The 20212-nt window shown below is 67.7% G+C and carries 23 protein-coding genes, 1 tRNA gene and 2 pseudogenes; 9 read left to right on the top strand and 17 right to left on the bottom strand.

Annotated elements, in window-relative coordinates; genetic code table 11:
* Positions 1-128: 128 nt before the first annotated feature.
* Together A9310_RS03060 and A9310_RS03055 are read left to right on the top strand one after the other, a co-directional pair.
* A complete protein-coding gene (locus A9310_RS03060; protein ID WP_058253253.1) occupies positions 129-455 on the top strand; it encodes a hypothetical protein in 327 nt (108 codons plus the stop codon).
* A complete protein-coding gene (locus A9310_RS03055; RefSeq protein ID WP_065629331.1) occupies positions 452-664 on the top strand; it encodes a hypothetical protein in 213 nt (70 codons plus the stop codon). Before A9310_RS03060 ends, A9310_RS03055 begins: the two co-directional genes overlap by 4 nt.
* 96 nt (positions 665-760) lie before the next feature.
* On the opposite strand, the gene ligD is transcribed toward A9310_RS03055, so the two are convergent.
* The 9 genes from ligD to A9310_RS03015 all read right to left on the bottom strand — a co-directional run bounded on the left by ligD (position 761) and on the right by A9310_RS03015 (position 6242).
* Positions 761-1696 (bottom strand): non-homologous end-joining DNA ligase, encoded by a 936-nt coding sequence (gene ligD, locus A9310_RS03050; protein ID WP_083207235.1) that lies wholly within the window; start codon positions 1694-1696, stop codon positions 761-763.
* A 238-nt stretch (positions 1697-1934) separates the two neighbouring features.
* Positions 1935-2141 (bottom strand): hypothetical protein, encoded by a 207-nt coding sequence (locus A9310_RS03045; RefSeq protein WP_044508856.1) that lies wholly within the window; start codon positions 2139-2141, stop codon positions 1935-1937.
* Between the two features lie 116 nt (positions 2142-2257).
* Positions 2258-2536 (bottom strand): hypothetical protein, encoded by a 279-nt coding sequence (locus A9310_RS03040; protein ID WP_139104512.1) that lies wholly within the window; start codon positions 2534-2536, stop codon positions 2258-2260.
* Between the two features lie 97 nt (positions 2537-2633).
* Positions 2634-3767, bottom strand: a complete 1134-nt coding sequence (locus A9310_RS03035) for a DUF1524 domain-containing protein (RefSeq protein WP_083207234.1) — start codon at positions 3765-3767, stop codon at positions 2634-2636.
* Positions 3768-3851: 84 nt separating this feature from the next.
* Positions 3852-3933, bottom strand: a tRNA-Leu gene (locus A9310_RS25810).
* Positions 3926-4594 (bottom strand): helicase associated domain-containing protein, encoded by a 669-nt coding sequence (locus A9310_RS03030; RefSeq protein ID WP_005179528.1) that lies wholly within the window; start codon positions 4592-4594, stop codon positions 3926-3928. The genes A9310_RS25810 and A9310_RS03030 overlap by 8 nt, the downstream gene beginning before the upstream one ends.
* Positions 4594-5283 carry a helicase associated domain-containing protein gene (locus tag A9310_RS03025; protein WP_005179533.1) on the bottom strand — a complete coding sequence of 230 codons (690 nt, stop codon included), beginning with the start codon at positions 5281-5283 and terminating at the stop codon, positions 4594-4596. Before A9310_RS03025 ends, A9310_RS03030 begins: the two co-directional genes overlap by 1 nt.
* 57 nt (positions 5284-5340) lie before the next feature.
* The gene (locus A9310_RS03020; protein WP_005179548.1) at positions 5341-5529 is read right to left on the bottom strand and encodes a hypothetical protein; all 189 of its coding nucleotides are present in this window, start codon (positions 5527-5529) and stop codon (positions 5341-5343) included.
* Positions 5526-6242 carry a helix-turn-helix domain-containing protein gene (locus tag A9310_RS03015; RefSeq protein WP_254661155.1) on the bottom strand — a complete coding sequence of 239 codons (717 nt, stop codon included), beginning with the start codon at positions 6240-6242 and terminating at the stop codon, positions 5526-5528. The genes A9310_RS03020 and A9310_RS03015 overlap by 4 nt, the downstream gene beginning before the upstream one ends.
* 831 nt (positions 6243-7073) lie before the next feature.
* Here A9310_RS03015 and A9310_RS26190 point away from each other — a divergent pair.
* Entirely contained in the window at positions 7074-7631 is a 558-nt protein-coding gene (locus A9310_RS26190) for a hypothetical protein (RefSeq protein ID WP_005179554.1), read from the top strand.
* Positions 7632-7774: 143 nt separating this feature from the next.
* On the opposite strand, the gene A9310_RS03005 is transcribed toward A9310_RS26190, so the two are convergent.
* The 6 genes and pseudogenes from A9310_RS03005 to A9310_RS02980 all read right to left on the bottom strand — a co-directional run bounded on the left by A9310_RS03005 (position 7775) and on the right by A9310_RS02980 (position 13261).
* Complete coding sequence (locus A9310_RS03005; protein WP_005179558.1) at positions 7775-8116, bottom strand: hypothetical protein; 342 nt, start codon at positions 8114-8116, stop codon at positions 7775-7777.
* A 312-nt stretch (positions 8117-8428) separates the two neighbouring features.
* Positions 8429-9019, bottom strand: coding sequence for a cadmium resistance transporter (locus tag A9310_RS03000; RefSeq protein WP_005179560.1), 591 nt, complete (start codon positions 9017-9019; stop codon positions 8429-8431).
* Between the two features lie 93 nt (positions 9020-9112).
* Positions 9113-10310, bottom strand: a pseudogene (locus A9310_RS02995) (MFS transporter).
* A gap of 73 nt (positions 10311-10383) precedes the next feature.
* Positions 10384-10914, bottom strand: coding sequence for a signal peptidase II (gene lspA, locus A9310_RS02990; RefSeq protein ID WP_065629327.1), 531 nt, complete (start codon positions 10912-10914; stop codon positions 10384-10386).
* Complete coding sequence (locus tag A9310_RS02985) at positions 10911-12875, bottom strand: cation-translocating P-type ATPase (protein WP_006902503.1); 1965 nt, start codon at positions 12873-12875, stop codon at positions 10911-10913. Before A9310_RS02985 ends, lspA begins: the two co-directional genes overlap by 4 nt.
* Positions 12872-13261: a helix-turn-helix transcriptional regulator gene (locus tag A9310_RS02980; RefSeq protein WP_005179570.1), complete on the bottom strand. Its 390-nt coding sequence runs from the start codon at positions 13259-13261 to the stop codon at positions 12872-12874. The genes A9310_RS02985 and A9310_RS02980 overlap by 4 nt, the downstream gene beginning before the upstream one ends.
* Positions 13262-13376: 115 nt before the next feature.
* Between A9310_RS02980 and A9310_RS02975 the strand changes: the two genes are divergently transcribed.
* The 3 genes from A9310_RS02975 (at position 13377) to A9310_RS02970 (ending at position 15997) form a co-directional block, all read left to right on the top strand.
* Positions 13377-15152 (top strand): MMPL family transporter, encoded by a 1776-nt coding sequence (locus tag A9310_RS02975; RefSeq protein ID WP_254661154.1) that lies wholly within the window; start codon positions 13377-13379, stop codon positions 15150-15152.
* Positions 15149-15640 carry an MMPL family transporter gene (locus tag A9310_RS26185; RefSeq protein ID WP_254661153.1) on the top strand — a complete coding sequence of 164 codons (492 nt, stop codon included), beginning with the start codon at positions 15149-15151 and terminating at the stop codon, positions 15638-15640. The genes A9310_RS02975 and A9310_RS26185 overlap by 4 nt, the downstream gene beginning before the upstream one ends.
* A 132-nt stretch (positions 15641-15772) precedes the next feature.
* Positions 15773-15997 (top strand): hypothetical protein, encoded by a 225-nt coding sequence (locus tag A9310_RS02970; protein WP_223374213.1) that lies wholly within the window; start codon positions 15773-15775, stop codon positions 15995-15997.
* Between the two features lie 612 nt (positions 15998-16609).
* On the opposite strand, the gene A9310_RS02960 is transcribed toward A9310_RS02970, so the two are convergent.
* On the bottom strand, positions 16610-16987 hold the full coding sequence (locus A9310_RS02960; protein ID WP_065629326.1) for a helix-turn-helix transcriptional regulator: 378 nt from the start codon (positions 16985-16987) through the stop codon (positions 16610-16612).
* A 124-nt stretch (positions 16988-17111) separates the two neighbouring features.
* On the opposite strand from A9310_RS02960, the gene merA reads away from it, so the two are divergent.
* From merA to merB, 3 genes are read left to right on the top strand one after another with little or no spacing between them, the layout of a single operon-like run.
* Complete coding sequence (gene merA / locus A9310_RS02955) at positions 17112-18548, top strand: mercury(II) reductase (RefSeq protein ID WP_007240196.1); 1437 nt, start codon at positions 17112-17114, stop codon at positions 18546-18548.
* A gap of 24 nt (positions 18549-18572) precedes the next feature.
* Entirely contained in the window at positions 18573-19124 is a 552-nt protein-coding gene (locus A9310_RS02950; protein ID WP_005179589.1) for a MerR family transcriptional regulator, read from the top strand.
* Positions 19066-19707 (top strand): organomercurial lyase MerB, encoded by a 642-nt coding sequence (gene merB / locus A9310_RS02945; RefSeq protein WP_005179592.1) that lies wholly within the window; start codon positions 19066-19068, stop codon positions 19705-19707. Before A9310_RS02950 ends, merB begins: the two co-directional genes overlap by 59 nt.
* Positions 19708-19826: 119 nt before the next feature.
* Here merB and A9310_RS26180 read toward each other — a convergent pair.
* Positions 19827-20212: pseudogene (locus tag A9310_RS26180) on the bottom strand (transposase); the annotation flags it as partial.

The raw sequence follows: 20212 nt of genomic DNA, 5'->3' as shown, positions 1-20212 counted from the left end.
ACCTCCCGCGGTGGGAACGGCGGGGGTGCGTACAGTTCCGGACTTCCCTTCCGGTCACACCCCCGCCTACCCGTACAAACTACACGACCATCGAACACCTATTCGACCCGTGGGGTTAAACTGTGAGCATGTTCGATCGCTGGCCCGACACCCGAACACTACGCGTGGTCGACCCGCCCAGGCCCGTGTTGATCGACATGGCGATCGCTGACCCGTCCTGCGGACGGTCGTATGCCGCCGGTGGGGGAGTGTCGCTGCGGGTGCGTGCCTCCGGTGCACGTATCGAGCCGACCATGCCGGCGCTTCTTTTGGCGTGGTTGCAGGTCTCAAATGGTCTGTGGCGCGGTATTTGTCAGATGCCGGTCGAAAGCGCCAATCACGTCTCGTCGGCCGTCATCACGATGTGGGTGCCGCCTGAGGCGCTGCAACCGCGAGAGGACGCCGCCGAGCGATGACCGAGAACAACGATGCCGGGGCCGGGCCCACGAATCGCGTCGCACCCACACGCGGCCGCGTCGCGATCGGGGAACTGACGTTGATCGTGCGGCCGCCCGGTAGGCCGGCCGGTGTTCGGGTCTACACCGACGACGAAGCCACCGAGGCCCAGGCGTACGCCGATGAGGTCGGCGGACAGGTCGAACGACTCGGAGAAGCCACGAGCTGACTCCGCTGGCGCTGCGCTGCCGCCCTCCCCGGCGGGTCGGTTGCCACAGGGCCATCGTGGTTGCGTTGTGCAGGTGGGTGAGCGACGTCCGAGTAGTCAGGGCTGGGTGTCGGGTTCGGGCCAGATCACCTCATCCGGGGTTTTGTCGGTGCGCAAGCCTTTCCACGAGGGATGTCGCAGCCGGCGGCTGAGTTCGCGGTACTCGATGGTGCCGATCAACACCGGTCGCACCCACCGCACGTTTCTGATCCTGGTGGGGGAGTGTTCTGCAGTGAACGGATGCTCGGGGCGCGCTATCGCCGCGAGTTGTTCGGCGATCTCGCGGCGGTGCCGCTGGGTGAACCCGGTACCGACCTCGCCGAGGTAGACCAACTCACCCGAGGGTCGGTAGCCGCCCACCAGCAGCGACCGCACCATGGCCGCGCGGCCGGTCCACCCGCACACGATCACTTCGGCGCTGAGCCGCAACGGGACCTTGACCCACGCCGGGGACCGCTGCCCCCGCACGTATCTCGACGTTGCTCGCTTGGCGACCACACCCTCCAGGCCGAACGTCGTCGCGAGCTCGAGCATCGGTTCGGCGGAGCTGTCAGGCCAGTACGGGGTGACCTGCACCGCGCCGATATTGGTGAGCGAGGTGTCGAGCAGTTCGCGGCGCGCGAGGTAGGGCAGTGATCCGACGTCGGCGCCGTCGAGCTCCAGGAGGTCAAACAGATAGAACGCCGCCGGAACGTCGGCGCGCAACCGCCGGCCCGGCCGCGGGGTGTGCATGCGTCGTTGTAGAAGCGAGAACGACGGCCGCCCGGCGGCGTCGAGAGCCACGATTTCGCCGTCGACCACGACGTCGCGGCCACCACTGGCGTTCACCAGGGCGGCCGTGATCTCGGGGTAGGTCGAGGTGATCGGGCTGAGGTTGCGGCTCAACAGCAACACCTCATCACCGGCGACTCGGGCAATACAGCGCTGACCATCGAACTTCATCTCCCAGGACCAGCCTGAACCCGACGGGGGAGGACCAGGAGTCGCGAGCATTGGCGCCATTCCCGCCATCTGCCCTCCTGATCGTCTGTTTGCCGTGTCACGACTGAGGCCGTCGACCCGTATCGGGTCGACGGCCTCAGTGTGTAGGTGGACGGTGCCGGTCAGTGCGCCTCTCGGCGAGTGGCCGCACGCAGCGGCGGAAAGGGGTGAGGCCCGGGGCAATGAGCCCGCCACCGTCACACCAGTCAACGGTGACCCCGCCCGCGGTATTCCGCGCGGGCTGGCCGGTCTACTCAGCGAGCTTGGCAACCGCCTGGGCCCAGAGGAAGAACTTGTTGGTGCCCAGGTCCCGCACGGTCTTGATATTGAACGCCGCCTGAAGTTTTTCGGCGTCGCCGTCGCTGACGCCTTGCAGCGCCGCGACAGGTGCGTCGGCCAGCTCGGCCAACGACTTGTCTTCGTATGCCTTGTCGAACTTGTCCGCAATTCCAGCCATGACCACTCCTTGAGAGTTCTCGACGACAGGGTTCGCAGCACCCGGGAAGGGAGCCGCGACCGCAGCCTAAACCGCCGTCACCACGATTCGAAAGGACCGCCGTGACGGCGTGTGGGCTACCGGCCAGGGTCAGGTTCCTTGCGTAGCGAGGGTCCGTCGTGCTGGGCCACCACCATTGCTTGTGCCTCGTGACGGCGCCGCTTGAGCAGGCCGATCAGCAGTCCGATGAGCGCTCCGATTGCAGCGACTCCGAGGGCAATCAGGAACGAGCCGATGGCAAGGCCAACGGTGAAGCTGCTCTGCTCAACCGTGGTATCTCCAGCCTCGTCGTATACCTGCCCCGCATCCGCCAGGAGCGAGACGATGGCGAGAGTGCCGCCGAGCACGAAACCCACGAGGGCGCCCCACCAGACGTAGCGGGACCTGTTTTTCGGGGCGCTAATCATTGCGCTTTTCTCCTCGTAGGTGTGTCGATGCCGCTGGCGGTCAGCGCTATTCGCAGGCGACGCCGTCGCCGTCGCGGTCGAGCTTGCGGCTGTATCCGGGCTGGCCGGCGTAGATCGGGGCCGCGCCCGCGGCGCGGACTGCCGAGCAGTTGGCGTAGTAGACCGACGAGGGTGCCTCAGCCGCAGGTGGCGGGGTGTAGGTCGTCGTCGGCGGCGTGTAGGCCGGTTCCGGGAGCGGAGCCGCCGTCGAGGTGCGGGTGTTGGGGACCTGGCGGGTCGTCGGTGCCGGAACCGCGGCGCCGCAGCTACCGAGGACGCGGGTGATGGCGTCCTTCTCGGCCTGGGTCACCCACAGCTGGTAGGCGGCTTTGACCTCGACCTGACGGGCGACGTAGGTGCAGCGGTAGGAACGGTTCGGCGGCAGCCAGGTCGCGGCATCACCGTCGCCCTTCTGCTGGTTGGTGGGGCCGTCGGTGGCTTGCAGGTTGCGCGGATCGTTGGCGAAGTCCGCTCGCTGAGCCGCGGAGAGCTGCTGGGCGCCCTTCTGCCATGCATCCGACAAGGCGACGACGTGGTCGATCTGCACCGCCGACGAGGTCTGGGGGCCACGCACGAACGGGATGGTGGTGCCGGTGTAGGGGTCGGCAAGGGTCCCGGACTGCACCGCGCAGCCGTTCGAGCCGGGCTTAAGCACGATGTTGGTGAGGTCGCGGCGCAGGATGTCGTTGCGGGTGTCGCAGCCGTTGTGGCCACTGTCGACGTTCACGTCATCGGTCCAGGCCAGCCCGAACAAGGCACGGTCATACCCCGTCTTGGGTGCGCGACCCTTCACCTCGAGCGTGTCCAGCGTCGCCAGCGCCTTGTTCGCGGCCGGCGCCGCCGACACCGTGACGACCGGCGTCGCCGTGGGCAGCGACACCACCTCCGACGCCGTCGCGGCCGACGTCGTCGTCGCAGGCAGGGTCGAGGTGTCAGCGACACGCTCGGTGGTCGTGTCGGTCGTCCCGCACGCCCCCAGCGCCAGGGCAAGCACAGCCGCGCAGCTGCCGACCAAGACCCGCTTGCGAGTCCTGCGAGGTGACGGGGTGGCAGGCGACTCTGGAGAGGAGACGGCAGGGGGGAGCGGAGGCATAGCCATTGAGCGGGAGAGCCTTTCACACAAGCGGCGACCGGCACGCACTGGCCGATCGAATGTCAACTACCTATAGCAACCCACTCGGACATCGTTACCGAACCGGACAATCCCGTCTCACGTTTACTGCGGTGCCCCCGGGTCAGACTCGAACTGACACTGGACGGGTTTTGAATCCGTTGCCTCACCGCGCGCCGTATGTCGGATCAGGAGCGGCGTTGTGCGGTCCACTGCCAGTCCGGGAACTCGGCCTCGATGCGGCGGATCCGCTCGGTGGCGAGCTGACCTCTACGGTAGTCGGCGCGGCGGTTGGCGACCCACTGTCCGATCGCGAATCCTTCGATCACCGCCCGATTTCGGGCGTTGCTGGTGCCGTGCGCGGCGACATACCGATGCAGGTGCGCGATCCCGACCTCGAATGCGGCGGCCGCCGCCGTGGCCTGAGGCGACCACTGCCAGTCAGGAAACTCGCGCTCAAACACCTCGATCCGCTCCGCCGACAGTCGGCCTTTGCGGTAGTCGGCGCGACGATTCGTCACCCACTGTCCGAGGGCGAATCCGTCGAACACCTCATGCTGACTCACGGTGCTCGTCCCATGTGCGGCGACGTAGCGGCGCAGATGCGCCAGGCCGACGTCGAACTGCGCGTCGCGCACACTCCACTGCCAGTCCGGGAACTCGGTCGCGAGCCGTTCGATCCGCTCGGCCGACAGTCGGCCCTTGCGGTAGTCGGTGCGTCTGCTGGCCACCCACACGTCGATCGGGAACCCGTCGATCCTTGCGCCGCGCGGGGGAGAGCTCGAACCCTGTGCGGCGACGTAGCGATGCAGATGCGCGAGCCCGACCTCGAACCGTCGGTCATCAGGACCACCCATTACAGGCCACCGATCGTGCCCTGAGTCGAGCTGGTTCGGATGGTCCACTGCCAGTCCGGGAACTCGGTCTCGATACGGCGGATCCGCTCGGCCGACAACCGGCCTTTGCGGTAGTCGGCGCGGCGGCTCTGGATCCAGGTGCCGATCGGGAATCCGTCGATCACATCACGCCGGGGGGCGTTGGGGGTGCCGTGCGCGGCGACATACCGATGCAGGTGCCCGATCCCGGTCTCGAACGCGGCCGCGAATACTGCGGTCTGAGGGGTCCATTGCCAGTCAGGGAATTCGCGCTCAAACACCTCGATCCGCTCCGCAGACAGTCGGCCTGTGCGGAAGTCGGCGCGACGATCCCTCGTCCACTGCCCCAACGGGAATCCGTCGACCACCTCGTCGTAACCCACGCGGCTCGTCCCATGGGTGGCGACGTAGCGGCGCAGATGCGCCAGGCCGACGTCGAACATCGCCTCCCGTACGTTCCACCGCCAGTCCGGGAACTCGGTCTCGATACGGCGGATCCGCTCGGCCGATAACCGGCCCCTGCGGTACTCGGTGCGCCGGCTGCCGACCCAACTCCCGATCAGAAATCCGTCGATCGTCGAACCGTGCGGCGGCGAGCTCGAACCGTGCGCGGCGACGTAGCGATGCAGATGCGCGAGCCCGGCCTCGAACCGCTCCTCATAACTACTCATTCGAAGCTCTCCAGCTCACTCGATCAGCACCCCGGATCAGCGTCATCGGTTCCAGTCCTAGAAGTACACGGAACGGACGATCACGAACGAGATCGCAGCGGCAACGCTGGGCAGCACGAAGATCGCTGCCAAGATCGCCACGAAACGGACGGTTGTGGCCGTCGACCGCATCGCCTGGCCGATCGTTTTCCATGCGTACTTCGACCACGTGTGCGGCGGCCACGGTGGCGGTGTGCTCGCAGTCATGATTTCGCCTCCTGGGCAGCCTTTTTGGACTTCTTGCGTTCGTTCAACCTGCGCTTGCGCCGCGCTACGCGTCGTCGCGCCGCCCTCTCCTCGGTGCTGAAAACACCCGTCAACCCATAGTGGTGATGCTTGACGTACCCGAGCTTCGCGGACAGGTCTTCCTCCCACCGCAGTCGCTCCTCTATCAGGCCAGCGGCCATCAGCTCCTGGATACCCTTTGTCACCGTCTTGCCTGAGATCCCGTACCAGTCCTGCATCTTCTCCCGGAGGAGCTCGACGTCAGGCTTCTTCGTTGTCTCCTTCAAGACGATCAGCAGCACCGCGAGGGCGGCAGGACTCAGCGTCGCGAAGTGCTGCTCTGTCCAGAACTCATGAGGGAGGGTGAAGTAGGCGTTGTACCAATCCTTCTTCTGACCAGCCGGTGCAACGTAGTCGTCCTTCCCGTCCTCGCGACGCGGGACGATGCGGGTCAGTCGTCCTTCCCTTTTACGTTCGACCAGTCCCAGTTCCTCGAGCTCGCCCCACGTTCGCGACAACGTAGACGGCGACCAGGTGAGCGCGTTCGCTGTCCCCGGCCCCTCCGCGGTCAGTGCGCGAACCCACACCTCGGCCGCCAGCGGAGTGTGTCGCAAGGAGAGCCACGGCCACCACGTCAGCAGCAGCAGATAGAGGACCAGCGCGCGGTGATGCCGACCCTTCGTCAGCACGCCCACCGTGCTCGGCCGCGGCTTCGTCTCATCAGGCTGTTGGACGAGGACAAACCGGTTGACTGAGTACCTGCGCGGCGACCAAGAGAGCAACTTCTCCCGCGTCGCACCTGGGCTCGGTGCGGGTGGGGGAGGCGAGGGGACCGTGCCAGATCCAGACGCCGGAATTTGCTTGTCCATGAGCGTCAGCTTGCCACGAAACGGGAACCTATCGAATCCGGATCGGAAGCCTGCCGATTGCGGTGCCGTTCCATCTCATAGGGAATGCGATACTTAGTGCGATGCTAAGTGCGACACTTATGCGACGCTGATGCGAGATGCCACACCTCGATTTTGCAGATACGCGTAGTCGCTTGTTTCGCGACAAGACCATTGAGGTGATCTCAGATTTCTGTCGATCCGGCGTTGGTAACCCGGCGGATTGGGCATGTAGGCGTCCGGCGGTGCGCTTCGCGACTCGCTATCAGTGCGAGGAGCCGGTCGCCGATCCGTAGCTGATGTAGAGGCGGCGGGATCGTGTTGCGGTGGGAACCTCGGCAACGCGGCCGCGTCGAGCTGGCGACCTGGCCCTCATCGTGCGGGCGGCCACCCGGCCAACCCGCCGGGAGCTCCGTACTACACCGCTGATGAGCTCGACGAGGCCCAGGCCCAGGCCCAGGCGCACGCCGACCAGACCGGAGGACGGGTCGACCGGCTCGCGTAAGTCGTAAACCCGTCTCCGGTGCGCTCTGCCGCCCTCCCTCGACGGTCGGTTGCCGCAGAAGTGGCGTCGTCACGTCCGGTAGCCGTCTCGACGTTTTCAGGCCGCGTCGGACCCCTCGCATAAGGTTGTTCCCCATGCTGACAGCCTGGGCCGACGAAAGCGGGTCGCGGCCGGACATGGACCCCGGCGCGTACTTGATGTCGGCCGCCCTGTGCGATGAAGAAGACGTAGACGCCCTCCGTCACAGGATGGAAGCTCTACGCCTAGCCGAGCCTAAAGTGCACTGGCACGGCAGCAGCGAACAACGCCGAACTGAGCTCGTCACTGCGGTCGCGCAGCTCCCTCTGACCGGGTTCGTTGTTGTGCACGTTGACAAGGACTCCTCGGATCGGCGACACCGACGAAAGTGTATGGAGTTCCTACTCCCACATCTCGCTGATATGCCGTGCTCCACGATCACTCTCGAATCACGCGGTCAACAGGACGCCAGCGATATGGACATGCTGCAAAAGCTCCGCGCGCAACGCGCCGTGGCCTCGACACTGCGGATCGATCATGCTGTCGGTCGTAACGAACCGGCCCTGTGGGTTGCCGATATCGTGTGCGGCGCCGTCGTGCAACATCGCTGCGGCCGCGGGGACTACCTCGACATACTCGGCGCCGGAGTCGAAATACACACCATCGGCCCCTAAAAGACCGCGAGCCACAGGCCTCGTCGTCCGGCGAGTAATCCTGTGGCTCACTTCCAAACCCACCGCAATGGGCTGGCTACGGCTCCGATTGTAGCCTCACTACGTGGCTACACGCCACCCACGCCCGACGCCGTGAAGGCTTGTCACACCCTGTCCCTCCAGCGCTCGTTCGCCGACTGCCGTGTCATCCCGGCCGCTGCCCCGATGTCAGCCCATGACCGGCCCAAACGGCGAGCCCTAGCCACCGCGACGTCGAGTCGCGCGTCAGCCTCCCTGCGGGCATCCGCGGCGGCGCGGATCTCGGCCTCGACATCGAGAGGGTCGAGATGGTCACGCTGCCACACCGCGCGTGCGGCCTCCGCGACCTCAGGCCGATCGTCGGCATCGACGTCGCTGTCGGGGGCGAACACGCGATGCCGGGCGAGGTCCTCGAGGGACGCTGAGGGCACCCGCGCCCACTGCACCGGATCGGTCCAGGTCGACACCGCGGAACTGGACCGGCTGGCGCAATCGCACCGCAACAACCAGCCGACAATCTCGGCCGACGGCCGACGACGATCATCGTTCGGCCGCCGCTAGGCGCGGTAGAAGCCCCACGTTGCCGGAGGCCTTGAACTACGTCGATGGTAGTAGTGCCACAGTGGTAGTAGTGCCACAACGGTGCAGCGCCCCTGAGCACAACCATGGACCAACCGAAGGACGGCTGTCTACCGGTTACGGCCTCGAATAGCACTTCATTCTTTGGAGCCGATCGCCGCTGTCCTCCGTGATCTGGGCCGTGCAGACCGGGACGACGGTCAGAGGCCGAATGCGCCGCCGCTGACGAGGATGACGATTCCGAGAACGATCAGCACGAGCGGGAACAGGATGTGTTCCCACCGTTCCAAGATCTCGGCGATGGCCTTGCGGGTGGTGAGGAACTTCGCGGTGAACACCAGCACGGCGACCAAGAGCAGGAACACGACCGAGTAGGCGACGATCGCCGCTGTACCCACGGTCGCGAAGACCGGGACGTAGACGCCGATGTTGTCGCCGCCGTTGGCGAAGGTCACCGCCGCCACCGTCCAGACCGCGACCTTCTTGCCCTCGAACCGTTCATCGTCGTCGCCGTTGTTGCGCCATGCTCTCCAGGCGGCGAGCAGACCGAGCAGCAGAGGAATGAGCCCGAAGTAGGCGATGGCTTCTTCGGGCAGCAGCGCCGTGACTCCCAGCGCTACGAGGACCGACGCGGCGAGGATCGCTCCGAAACCGAGATATTGTCCGGTCGCGATGGCGGCCGTTGTTCCGCGGGTTCCCGCGCCGCGGGCGAAGAACAGCGAAAGCACGATGATGTCGTCGATGTTGGTCACCAGGAAGAGTCCGATGGCCTGCAGGATCGAGGTAACCATTCCGGCGGATGCCCTTTCTCTGGGAGTGCACTGCTGCTCGGCTGACACGCAGTTGTGTCGCGTGCCGTAGCCGCTGTCATGGGAGTGGCTATTTCAGTTTCGATCACGCGCCGGTGATGTCGGCGCGGGCGCAGGAGTGTGGTTGGGGAGTTTGGCGGCGATGGCCGCGGCCAGTAGTGCGCTGATGGCGGCGCTGGCAAGGAACACTGCGGACATGGCGTGGCTGTAGGCGTGGGCGCTGGACGCGGCCAGATCGGCGCCCGCTGGGCCGGGAATCTGGGTCGCGGCAAGTTGCGCTCCGGCGATGTTGTCACGCGCCGCGCTGACCACTGGTTCGGGCAGGCCGCTCAGGTGGGGGTCGAGGTCGCGGGTGTAAACGACGGTGAGCAGGGTGCCCAGGATCGCGACGCTGAACGCGGCACCGACCTGTCGAATGGCCATCAGCAACCCAGCTCCTGCGGCGCTGCGATGCTCGGGCAGGCTCGCCATGACCGCGTCGACAGCCGGCGCCAACGCCAGCCCGGCTCCCAGGCCCACGGTCGCCAGGCACACCGCGACGAAGCCGTAGCCGGAGTCGACGGTGATGCGGGATGCGAGCACGAATCCGGCCGCGGCGATCACCATGCCGGTGGCGATCGGGATTTTGGCGCCGAGTCGGGTCACGATCTTGTCCACAGCGGCTGCGGCGACGATGATCGCCAGCACCAGAGGCGCCAAGCGCAGGCCGGTGCCGAAGGCGTCGTGGTAGCGCAGTATCTGCAGGTATTGCGGCAGCACGAACAGCACGCCGACCAGGGTGAAGGTGCCCGCGGTTGCGGCCAGGGTGGGCCAGGTGAAGGCCGGATTGGTGAACAGTGCCAGATCGACCAATGGGTCGCGGGCACGGCTTTCCCACACCAGAAATCCCGCGATCAGCCACACACCGGCCGCCAGAGCCGCGAGCACGACGGGATCGGTCCACCCGTACGCGGCGACGCTGGTCGGGGCCGAACAGGGTCGGCAGGATCCCCAGCGACAGCGGCACGATGATCGCGGCCCCGATGCCCATGACCGCGCGGGCGGCGATCAGCGAGCCGGTGGACCCGCTGAAAGCGGCCCAGGCCGAGGCGGCGACGAAGGCGACCAAACCTATCAGCAGCAGCCGTTTGCGACCGTAGCGGTCACCGAAGCCGCCGGCGGGCAGCATGAGCGCGGCGAAGACCAGGGTGTAGGCGTTGACGATCCACTGCAACTGGGTGGTGCTCGCGCCGAGGTCTTGGGCCAGGGTGGGCAGGGCGACGTTGAGAACCATCAGGTCCAGCCCGACGGTGAGCAGGGCGACGACCAGCGCCGCCAGCCCTGCCCACCGACGTGACGGGCCCGGCTCAGTCCCGGTCGTCGGCGTGGTGTTCGGGTGAGAGTGGTTCTCGCTCATCGGAGTTTCCGATCAGAGTGGCGATGATGAGGGCGGTCGCGCCGAGCACGATGAAGGTGTCGGCGAGGTTGAAGGTGGGCCACCAGCCGGTGTGCAGGTAGTCGGTGACCACACCGTCGGGGGCCCGGTCGATGACGTTGGCGGCGGCACCGCCCAGGATCGCGGCGAGCGCGACGCGGGTGAGCAGGTTCGCGCGCGGCGCGACCACCCATCCGCCGACCGCGACCGCGGTGGTGATCACCGTGGTGAGCGTGAGCATCACCCAGCTCGGTGCGTCGGCGGCGATCGAGAACGCCGCTCCCGGGTTGAACGCCAACTTAAGGTCCACCGGACCCGCCTCGATCGGGGCCCCGGCCAGCGTGGTCTGCGCCCACGCTTTGAGCRTGAGGTCGATACCGGCCAGCGCGGCCGCGGCAGCGACCCACCGCAGTCGCCGCCCCCACCGCGACACGGTGGGAGCAGACGACGCGGTGGCGGTCACGCGGGCGCTCCGGCCAGTACCGGTGCGGGCTTTGCYGCCGAATCGGTCAGCGAGGCCAGGGGTTTGGTGCGTCCGGCGCGGACACCGTTGGCGATGACGACGATCTCGGCGAGTTCGTGCACCAGCACCACCGCCGCCAACCCGAGAATCCCGAACAGCGCGAGCGGGATCAAGATCGTGATCAACCCCAACGACAAACCGACGTTTTGCAACATGATCCGGCGAGCCCGACGAGCGTGCTCGAGAGCCCGCGGCAGGTGCCGCAGGTCCTCACCCATCAACGCCACATCCGCGGTTTCGATAGCGACATCGGTGCCCATCGCGCCCATCGCCACACCGAGGTCGGCGGTTGCCAGTGCGGGGGCGTCGTTGACGCCGTCGCCGACCATCGCGGTGAACCGGTCGCTGCGCAGTTCGCCCACGATGTGGGCCTTGTCCTCCGGGCGCAGATCCGCGTGCACGTCCTCGATCCCCGCCTCAGCGGCCAGAGCGGCGGCGGTGCGGGCGTTGTCACCGGTGAGCATCGAGACCCGGATTCCCAGCGCGTGCAATCGGTCGATGACCTCGTGTGCCTCGGGCCGCAGTTCGTCGCGCACAGCGATCGCACCGATCACCTGGCCGTCGAGCTCGATCAGCACCGCGGTCGCCCCCGCGTGCTGCATCCGTTCCACATCGGCGGCCAGAACACCCGGTTCGATCCAGCCCGGACGGCCCAGCCGCGCCCGGCGTCCGTCGACGCGGCCGGTCAACCCGGCACCGGTGACCGCCTCGACGTCGGTGGCGGGAGTGACGGTGTCGACGGCGGCGAGGATGGCGCGGGCGAGGGGATGTTCACTGCGCGATTCCAGCGCGGCCGCGACCGCCAGCACCCGGTCCCCGTGCACACCGCCGGTGGCGGCGATCTCGACGACGGCAGGCTTGTTCGCCGTCAGCGTGCCGGTCTTGTCCAGCGCGACCTCGCGCACCCGGCCCATCGCCTCGAGTGCGGCACCGCCCTTGACCAGCACACCCAGCTTGCTCGCCGCACCGATCGCGGCGACCACGGTCACCGGCACCGAGATCGCCAGCGCGCACGGTGAGGCGGCGACCAGCACCACCAGCGCACGTTCGATCCAGGTGACCGGATCCCCGAAGAGCGCGCCAATCACCGCGATGGCTGTGGCGGCGATCATGATGCCGGGCACCAGCGGTTTGGCGATCTTGTCGGCCAAGCGTTGAGCGTCGCCCTTGCGGGCCTGCTCGGCCTCCACGATCCGCACGATCCGTGCCAGGGAGTTGTCCTCGGCGGTCGTGGTGACCTCGACGGTCAGCACACCGGTGCCGTTGATCGCCCCGGCGAACACCTCCGCGCCCGGCCCGGCTTCTACCGGTACCGATTCGCCGGTGATCGCCGAAACATCCAGCGCGCTACGCCCGTCGACGATCACCCCGTCGGTCGCGACCCGCTCACCGGGGCGCACCAGCATCCGATCCCCGACGCGCAGCTCGGCAGGGGCGATGACGGTTTCGGTGCCGTCGCGTAGCACGGTGGCCCGGTCCGGTACCAGGTTCAACAGGGCGCGCAGCCCGCGGCGGGTGCGCGCGACCGCGTACTCCTCGAGGCCCTCGCTGATGGAGAACAGGAACGCCAGCATGGCGGCTTCGCCGACCTCGCCGAGGATCACCGCGCCGATCGCGGCGATCGTCATCAGCGTGCCGACACCGATCTTGCCCTTGGCCAGCCGTTTGAGCGTGGAGGGGACGAAGGTGTATGCACCGACGAGCAGTGCGGCGATCTCCAACCCCAACTCGACGGCGCGTGGGCCGCCGGTCCAGCCGACGATCAGTGCCGCGACCAGCAGCACTCCGGCGACCGCGGCGGCGCGCAGTTCACTGACTTCCCAGAGCTTTTCGGGTTCGCGTTCCTCGGCCTCGCCGTCACCGGCGGGTTCGTCGTGGCCGCAGCCGCATGCGTCGCTCATGCTCGTACCTCCGCGCTCTCCGTCTCGGTGGTGGAGTCGGTGCCGTAGTTCGGGCACAACGCCACCGCATTGCCTGTCGCCGCGAGCAAGGTCTCTGCCGAGGCGAGTAGGTCCATCAACTCCGGGCGGGCCAGGCTGTAGAACACCTGCCGCCCTTGCGGGCGGCCCACGACCAGCCCGCAGTCGCGCAGGCACGCTACGTGCGCCGATACCGTTGACTGAGCCAGTCCGAGCCCGGCCATCAGGTCCAAGACCCGCGCTTCCCCGCACGCCAGCCGGTGCACGATCGCCAACCGTGTCGCATCGGAGAGGCTGTGGAACAGGGCCACCGCCGGATCCAACCCCTGCGTCTCGACGAGGCAACCCCCGCCATCATTAATCGCCATAAAGCGATGATAGCGGCGAAAGCTATTGATATCGAGTGAGAGTGAGATTAATCTCGTTTCAACGATTACATCGTGATATGGCGATCAATTCGTGGTCGCTACGGAGGGAGAACGCGTGAACCAGCAGAAGTCCGCCGTCGTCGAGAACTCGCCTCAGCAACCATCGCCGCCGGGCTCGCCCGGAGTGCTATATCGGTGGGGCGTTCTGATGGCCCGGCGCAGACGTGCGGTCCTGGCGGTCTGGGGACTGCTGCTGGTGGTGTGCGCGGTGGCCTACCCGCTGCTCGAGAACCGGCTCGGTGCGATGGATTTCGGTGTCGAGGGCTCGGAGTCCACCGAGGTGGATCGCCTGGTTGCCCGGCACTTCCCGCAGTTCGGTACGGAACAGGCGGTCATCGTGCTGCAGTCTGGCGCGGTCACCGCCACCGACGCCGAGTTCCGTGCAGCGGTGGCTCGCACGATCACCGCCGCCACCGCGGTCGAGGGCGTGGTCGACGTCGTCGGCCCCTACGACGGGCTGCCCGGATCCCAGATCTCGGCCGACGGTCACGTCGCGATCGCGCTCGCCGGCATGGACGGCGACATGGCCGAACGCGCGAAAGTCGCGCGCGACCTGCAAGACGCCATCGCCACCACCGGCGACGATTCCATCGACGTAGGGGTCACCGGGTACTCGGCGGTACAGAACGCGGCCACCGAACTGCAGAACGCCGACCTGGCCCGCGCCGAGGCAATCGGCATCCCGGTCGCGCTGGTCCTGCTCGTCCTCGCCCTCGGCGCCCTGGCCGCAGCGGCGGTCCCGATCGCAGTGGCCATCGCCGGGATGCTGACCGCGGTCGGAGTGTTGTTCACCCTCACTGCTGTGACCGCGTTCGATTCGCTGAYCGTGGCCATGGCCACCATGGTGGGCCTCGGCGTCGGTATCGACTACGCGATGTTCATCGTCAGCCGCTTCCGCGAAGAACTCACCCACCACACCGGGCCAGACCATGCCGCGATCAGCGGCGCCGTCGGTCGCTCCCTCGCCACAGCAGGCAAAACGATTCTGGTCTCGGGCTTGGTGGTGATGATCTCGCTGTGCGCGTTGATCATCATCCAGGCACCGATCTTCCGTGGCATCGCCATCGGCGTCGCCACCGCCGTCACCAGTATGCTCACCGTCGCCGTCACCCTGCTACCCGCCCTGCTCGCCGCCTTGGGCCCGGCTGTCAACCGCGGTAGTCTCCCGGCCCGCTGGCGCCCTGCCGACAGCGCCACCGACGCTCCCGGCGTTCTCGGTGGCCGCTGGGCGCGCTGGGCGTATCTCGTCATGCGCCGACCCGTCCTCTTCGGCACCGCGGCCGCAGCGGTGCTGGTCCTCGCCGCGCTGCCGGTATTCGGGATCCGCTACGGCCTCGACATGGGCACCACCGCCCTCGACGACACCCCGACCGGACGCGCCAGCACCGCATTGAACACCAACTTCCCGCCCGGAGCACTCTCCCCGGTCGAGATCATCGCCACCGGCCCCAGCGACACCCCACTCACCGCAGACGCCGAAGCACGGGTCAACCGATTCCTGACCGAGATCGACGGCGACGCCCGCATCGACACCGTCCTGCCCGCCCAGCTCAATGACGGTCGAATGCTCGCGATGGCGATCCCCTCGGTCACCTTCGACTCGATGGCCGCCACCGACCTCGTCCGCGACCTGCGCAACACAGCCGCCGGCGCAGCCGGAGCCGAGATCCGCATCGGCGGCAGCACCGCCGAATTCGTCGATCTCTCCGACGAAATGACCACCAAACTTCCGCTGGTCGTAGCCCTGGTGCTGACCGCCTCGCTGGTCTTCCTCATCGCCGCTTTCCGCAGTATCGCCTCATCGCCTCACCCCTCAAGGCCATCGCGATGAACCTGCTCGCCACCGGCGCCGCCCTCGGTATCACCGTCGCGGTGTTCCAGTGGGGTCTGGGCGAGAACGTCCTCGACTTCACCAGCCCCGGATTCGTGCAGGTCTACCTACCCACCGTGGTGTTCGCGCTACTGTTCGGGCTCTCGATGGACTACGAGGTGTTCCTGATTCGTCGCATCCGCGAATACTGGGACGCCAGCGGCGACAACCAGCGCGCCGTCGCGGCCGGGCTCACCCACACCGCACGCCCCATCACCGCGGCCGCCGCGATCATGATCGCCATCTTCGCAAGCTTCCTCACCGCCGACATCCTCGAACTCAAACAACTCGGACTCGCCCTTGCCGTCGCCGTCGCCATCGACGCCGTCCTCATCCGCCTCGTCCTCGTCCCCGCCCTCATGCGCCTGCTCGGCGGCTGGAACTGGTGGCTGCCCGCCCTCAGGTTTCGCCCACCCAACACTCGCGCACCACGGGCCGCCGCTGAGTAGCGCGGCGATCAGACCAGGTTGATTCGTCGCGGACACGGGACCGGCCGCCGGGGCCACACCGCCCTCGGGGGCAACCGTCACGGCCGGTCTGACCTTCGAGTCGAGTCGAAGGTTCAGGGTCGCGGGGTGGTGATGATGCGTATTACCCAGCTGGCGCGGCGGAGCGGTGTCCCTGCCACCAGCTGCGGCTCTACGTCGGATCTGGCCGAGTTCGTGGAGGCCGGACCGTTCCTGGAAGCGTTCCTCGTGTTGATCGTCATCCCACTGACGCTGGCGTGGCTCACCCCAGGTGTACCGCGCGCCGGGACCGGGCAGCGGGTCTCGGCGCGCGGTGAGCACCGGCGATGGCGCCGTTGATGGCTACGGTGCTGATCACCGTGGTGGCCTCGCAGGCGCCAAACTCGGTGACGGCCTGAGCCAGGTCGCGGCGGTGGTGCGGGCCGGAGTGCCCGCGTCGCCGGAAGGTGTGGCTGCGCAGCCCTCATCGCAGCCGCGGGCGCGAGTCATTGGCGGGACCAGATCAGTCCGAGGAGCCCGAGTCCGATGGGCGAATCCGAGCGGTTGGAGCCATGACAGGCTCACCAGCAGCGTGCCGCTGCTCAGTGCTACGGCCGCGATCAGCAGCGGGGCACCACCGCGCAACAGCCCAGGCAGCAGTGCCGCGGTCCCGATGCAAGCCCGCCAGCGGCGTGTCTAGGTCGCAGCAGCCACAACGGCCTCCCCCGCAGCTCGCCGAGCCACCGCTGCCTGGCGCTGGGTTCGGTGTCGATGGGACAGGGCAGCAGGGGGATTCGCTGCGCTCGAGCAGGTCTTCGCGTCCGGCCGCCAGCGCGGCGGCCAGGGTGTCGCCGGACCGCGGTGAGTTCGGCGAGCTCGGCATCGACCTCGGCGAGCTTGACACCCAGTCCCAGCCGCGGTGAACCCGCCGACGGTGAGCGGCTGCCGAGACGTGAGGGCTGTCGAGGGCGTTCATGTCCGGTCACCGTCCGGTACCTCGTCGATGCGGGTGCAGCACGTCAGGGCGGCGGCGTTGTCGGCCGCGAGCAACCGGGCGAGCAGCACCAGTTCGGCCACGCGCGGGTCTCCGACCGTGTACCGCAGCTTCTTGCCGTCGCGGCGCGCGACGATGTATCCGCAATCGGCCAGACACGACAGGTGCACCGACACCCGCGGCTGGGAGATGCCGGCGTGGGCGACGCAGTCGGCCGAGGTGCGTTCGCCGGCGAGGATGTATTCCAGCAGCTTCAACCGGGTCGGATCCGACAGGGCGCGAAAGAACTTCGCCGTCGTATCCAGATGTGTGCACGCCAGCTCGTCGCCGGGCACGGCGGTCGTGGACCGGGACATGGGGCACCTCCACACCACTTGAACTATTCGCTTAAGCGCATAGTATGAGCCCTGTAGGTATTCGTCAATGCGAATAGCAGCCGTTGGCTGGCGACGCGGTTGCTCAACCCCTCAGGAGGCAGGCGTGGCCACGACACAATCCCGTCCGGATCTGGCGATCGTCGGGTCCGGTTCGGCGGCGTTCGCCGCCGCTATCGCCGCGGTCGGCCACGGCAGGTCCGTGGTGATGATCGAGCGCGACACCGTCGGTGGCACCTGCGTGAACGTCGGGTGTGTGCCGTCGAAGACGTTGCTGGCCGCCGCGGAGGCCCGCCACGCCGCAGCCGCCGCCGACCGGTTTCCCGGCCTGGGTGCCGCTGCGGTGCCGCTGGATTTTCCGGGCCTGATCGCCGGTAAGGACGCGCTGGTCGCGCAGCTGCGGGCAAACAAGTACATCGAGCTGGCGGGCGAGTACGGGTGGGAGATCGTCTCCGGCACGGCAGTGTTCGACGGCACGAGTGCGGCGCCGGGGTTGCGGGTCGGAGCGAACGACGGCGGGACCCGGGTGATCGAGGCTGGCCATTACCTGATCGCGACCGGTGCGACGCCGTGGATCCCGCCGATCGACGGTCTGGTCGAGGCCGGGTATCTGACCTCGACCACCGCCATGGACCTGAAGCGGCTCCCGGAGTCGCTGATCGTGATCGGCGGCAACACTGTCGGGCTCGAACAAGCCCAGTTGTTCGCCCGCCTCGGCACCCGGGTGACGGTGATCGAGGCCCTGGGGCGGCTGGCGCCGGGCGAGGAACCGGAAATCTCGGCCGCGATCGAGGCTGTCTTCGCCGATGAGCATATCGCCGTGTTGACCGCGGCCACCGTCGAGAAGGTCCTGGCCGGTGGCGGCCACAAGCTGGTGAGCGTGCGCACTCGGGCCGGGGTCAGCGAGCTGCGGGCCGAACACGTGTTGGTCGCGACCGGTCGCCGCCCGAACACCGCGGGGCTGGGCCTGGAGGCGGTCGGGGTCGGTGTCGACGGGCGCGGCGCGGTGATCGTCGATGACCGTCAGCGCACCGACAATGCCCGGATCTGGGCGGCCGGGGACGTGGCCGGGGGCCCGCAGTTCGTGTATGTGGCCGCCGCGCAGGGAACGCTGGTGGCCGACAACGCGTTCGCCGACGCGGATCGGGTCCTGGACTACGCCACAGTGCCGCGGCTGACGTTCACCAGCCCCGCCATCGCCGCCGTGGGGCTCACCGAGGCCGAGGCGGTGACGGCCGGATACCGGTGCCGGTGCCGGACGCTGGCGTTGTCGAGTGTGGCGCGGGCGCTGGTCAATCGCGATACCCGTGGCCTGGCCAAGATCGTCGCCGACGCCGATACCGGCCGGATCTTGGGCGTGCACGCGCTGGCCGAGGGTGCCGGAGACCTGATCACCGCCGCCGGATACGCGATGACCGCGGGTATGACCGTCGACCGGCTCGCCCACAGCTGGGCGCCGTATCTGACCATGGCCGAAGCGTTGAAACTGACCGCCCAGACCTTCACCACCGACGTGACGAAACTGTCCTGCTGCGCAGGCTGACGATCTCCTCCAGGAAAGGCCGAGATGAACGGGCACATGACGATCGGCGTGTTGTCGGCGCGGACCGGGGTGAGGGTGAAGGCGTTGCGTGAATACACCGACCTCGGGCTCATCCACACCCTGGGGCGCAGCGCGGCCGGCTACCGCCTGTACACCGATGACGCACTGTGGTGTGTGCGGTTCATCGGCGAGCTGCGCGGGCTTGGGCTCACCATCGCCGAGATCTGCCAGCTCACCGATGACGCCGTCGATAGTGGAGACGGAGCGGTCGGCGCGCGTCTGGCCGAGCTACTGGAGCGGTCGCGACAGCGGCTGCACCGCCGGATCAGCGACGCCCAGCAGATCCTCGACCGCATCGACGACTTCACCAGCATCCACCGTGCGCGGTGGGCCGCCGACGATGTGTGCTGGACCGAGGTCCGTGCCGATGCCCGACGCGGGCTTGACTCTGCCCCCGGGGGCAGACCCTACCGTCATCGACATCGCACCCGACGCATTCTCGGAAAGGCTGACTCTCATGAGCACCGACTCCATTCCCGCCGACGTTTTCGCCACGATCGCACCAGCCGACCGTGACCGGGCGCTGCTGCGGGCCGCGCTGCGGCTGCTGGCCCACGGAGCGCCGGTCACCGTCACGGAGTTGGCGGCCGCAGCCGGTGTCGACGCCGGAGATCTCGAAGAGACACCGATCGGCGCCGACATCGAATACGACGAGCAGGGCCGGGTCCTCGGGTGGGGATTGACCCTGAATCCGACCCCGCACCGATTCACCGTCGCAGGCCATCAGCTCTACACCTGGTGTGCGCCCGACACGCTCGTCTTCCCCGCCGTGATCGGGGCGAGCGCACACGTCGAATCCGAGTGCCCGGTTACCGTCAGCGCCGTGCGATTGACCGTCGATCCAGTCACGGGAGTCACCGACCTGCAACCGGCCGCCGCGATGGTGGCCTTCGTCGACCCCGCCGGGATCCGGGGCGGGCAGGTCCGCGCCACCTGCTGCAATCCGCAGATGTTCCTGGCCACTCCCGACGCCGCCGAGCAGTGGCGATCCGAGCATCCTGGGATGACCGTGCTACCGGTCGCCGACGCCTACACCCAGCTCGCACGCCCACTGGCCGAGGCGCTCATCGACCCGGCCGGCGAGGCGCCGTGCTGCTGACTCAGAACAGGGTGTCGCGCACCCACAAGGGCCGGTACCCGGTCGGGCCGAGCTGGGCGAGTTCGGCGTCGATATCGGTCTTGAACGCGCCGAAGAAGACCTCCGATCACACCAAGAGGTCAAGCCGCGATCTCGAAGGACGCGTCCTGAGCGGGCCCGAACGCCTTGATCGGGTCGTAGTGCTGACCGGTTTGCAAGCAGTAGTGGAGCTGCCCGAGCAAGCGGTCGAAGAGGTGCCGAAGCGCAGCGGCGTGCCGATCGCCGCGGTCGCGTCCTCGGCGTTAATGGTCTTGGGGTGCGCCGGCTTTCGCCATCGCGGCGAACGCCCAAAGGAATCCTGCAGCGTTGAGTCGGTTGTTCTTCACCACGCGGCGGGTAATCGAGATGCTGCGCCCGGAGGCCCGCGTGATCAGCACAGAACCGGCGTAGGTCCTTCAGCGAACGGGCGTCGGTGAACCGCTCGCGGTCGTCGCCGATCTCGCCGAGCACCCGAGCGCCGGAGAGG

The sequence above is a fragment of the Gordonia sp. UCD-TK1 genome (assembly GCF_001691435.1).
Classification (GTDB): domain Bacteria; phylum Actinomycetota; class Actinomycetes; order Mycobacteriales; family Mycobacteriaceae; genus Gordonia; species Gordonia hongkongensis.
Note: the sequence above shows the minus strand (reverse complement) of the source record. Positions and strands in the feature narration are given on the sequence as shown.

Coding starts and splice junctions, on each gene's coding strand:
- A9310_RS03060 (WP_058253253.1), top strand. CDS start 129: ATGTTCGATCGCTGGCCCGACACCCGAACACTACGCGTGGTCGACCCG.
- A9310_RS03055 (WP_065629331.1), top strand. CDS start 452: ATGACCGAGAACAACGATGCCGGGGCCGGGCCCACGAATCGCGTCGCA.
- ligD (WP_083207235.1), bottom strand. CDS start 1,696: ATGCTCGCGACTCCTGGTCCTCCCCCGTCGGGTTCAGGCTGGTCCTGG.
- A9310_RS03045 (WP_044508856.1), bottom strand. CDS start 2,141: ATGGCTGGAATTGCGGACAAGTTCGACAAGGCATACGAAGACAAGTCG.
- A9310_RS03030 (WP_005179528.1), bottom strand. CDS start 4,594: ATGGGTGGTCCTGATGACCGACGGTTCGAGGTCGGGCTCGCGCATCTG.
- A9310_RS03025 (WP_005179533.1), bottom strand. CDS start 5,283: ATGAGTAGTTATGAGGAGCGGTTCGAGGCCGGGCTCGCGCATCTGCAT.
- A9310_RS03020 (WP_005179548.1), bottom strand. CDS start 5,529: ATGACTGCGAGCACACCGCCACCGTGGCCGCCGCACACGTGGTCGAAG.
- A9310_RS26190 (WP_005179554.1), top strand. CDS start 7,074: ATGCTGACAGCCTGGGCCGACGAAAGCGGGTCGCGGCCGGACATGGAC.
- A9310_RS03000 (WP_005179560.1), bottom strand. CDS start 9,019: ATGGTTACCTCGATCCTGCAGGCCATCGGACTCTTCCTGGTGACCAAC.
- A9310_RS02980 (WP_005179570.1), bottom strand. CDS start 13,261: ATGGCGATTAATGATGGCGGGGGTTGCCTCGTCGAGACGCAGGGGTTG.
- A9310_RS26185 (WP_254661153.1), top strand. CDS start 15,149: ATGAACCTGCTCGCCACCGGCGCCGCCCTCGGTATCACCGTCGCGGTG.
- A9310_RS02970 (WP_223374213.1), top strand. CDS start 15,773: ATGATGCGTATTACCCAGCTGGCGCGGCGGAGCGGTGTCCCTGCCACC.
- A9310_RS02960 (WP_065629326.1), bottom strand. CDS start 16,987: ATGTCCCGGTCCACGACCGCCGTGCCCGGCGACGAGCTGGCGTGCACA.
- A9310_RS02950 (WP_005179589.1), top strand. CDS start 18,573: ATGAACGGGCACATGACGATCGGCGTGTTGTCGGCGCGGACCGGGGTG.
- merB (WP_005179592.1), top strand. CDS start 19,066: ATGAGCACCGACTCCATTCCCGCCGACGTTTTCGCCACGATCGCACCA.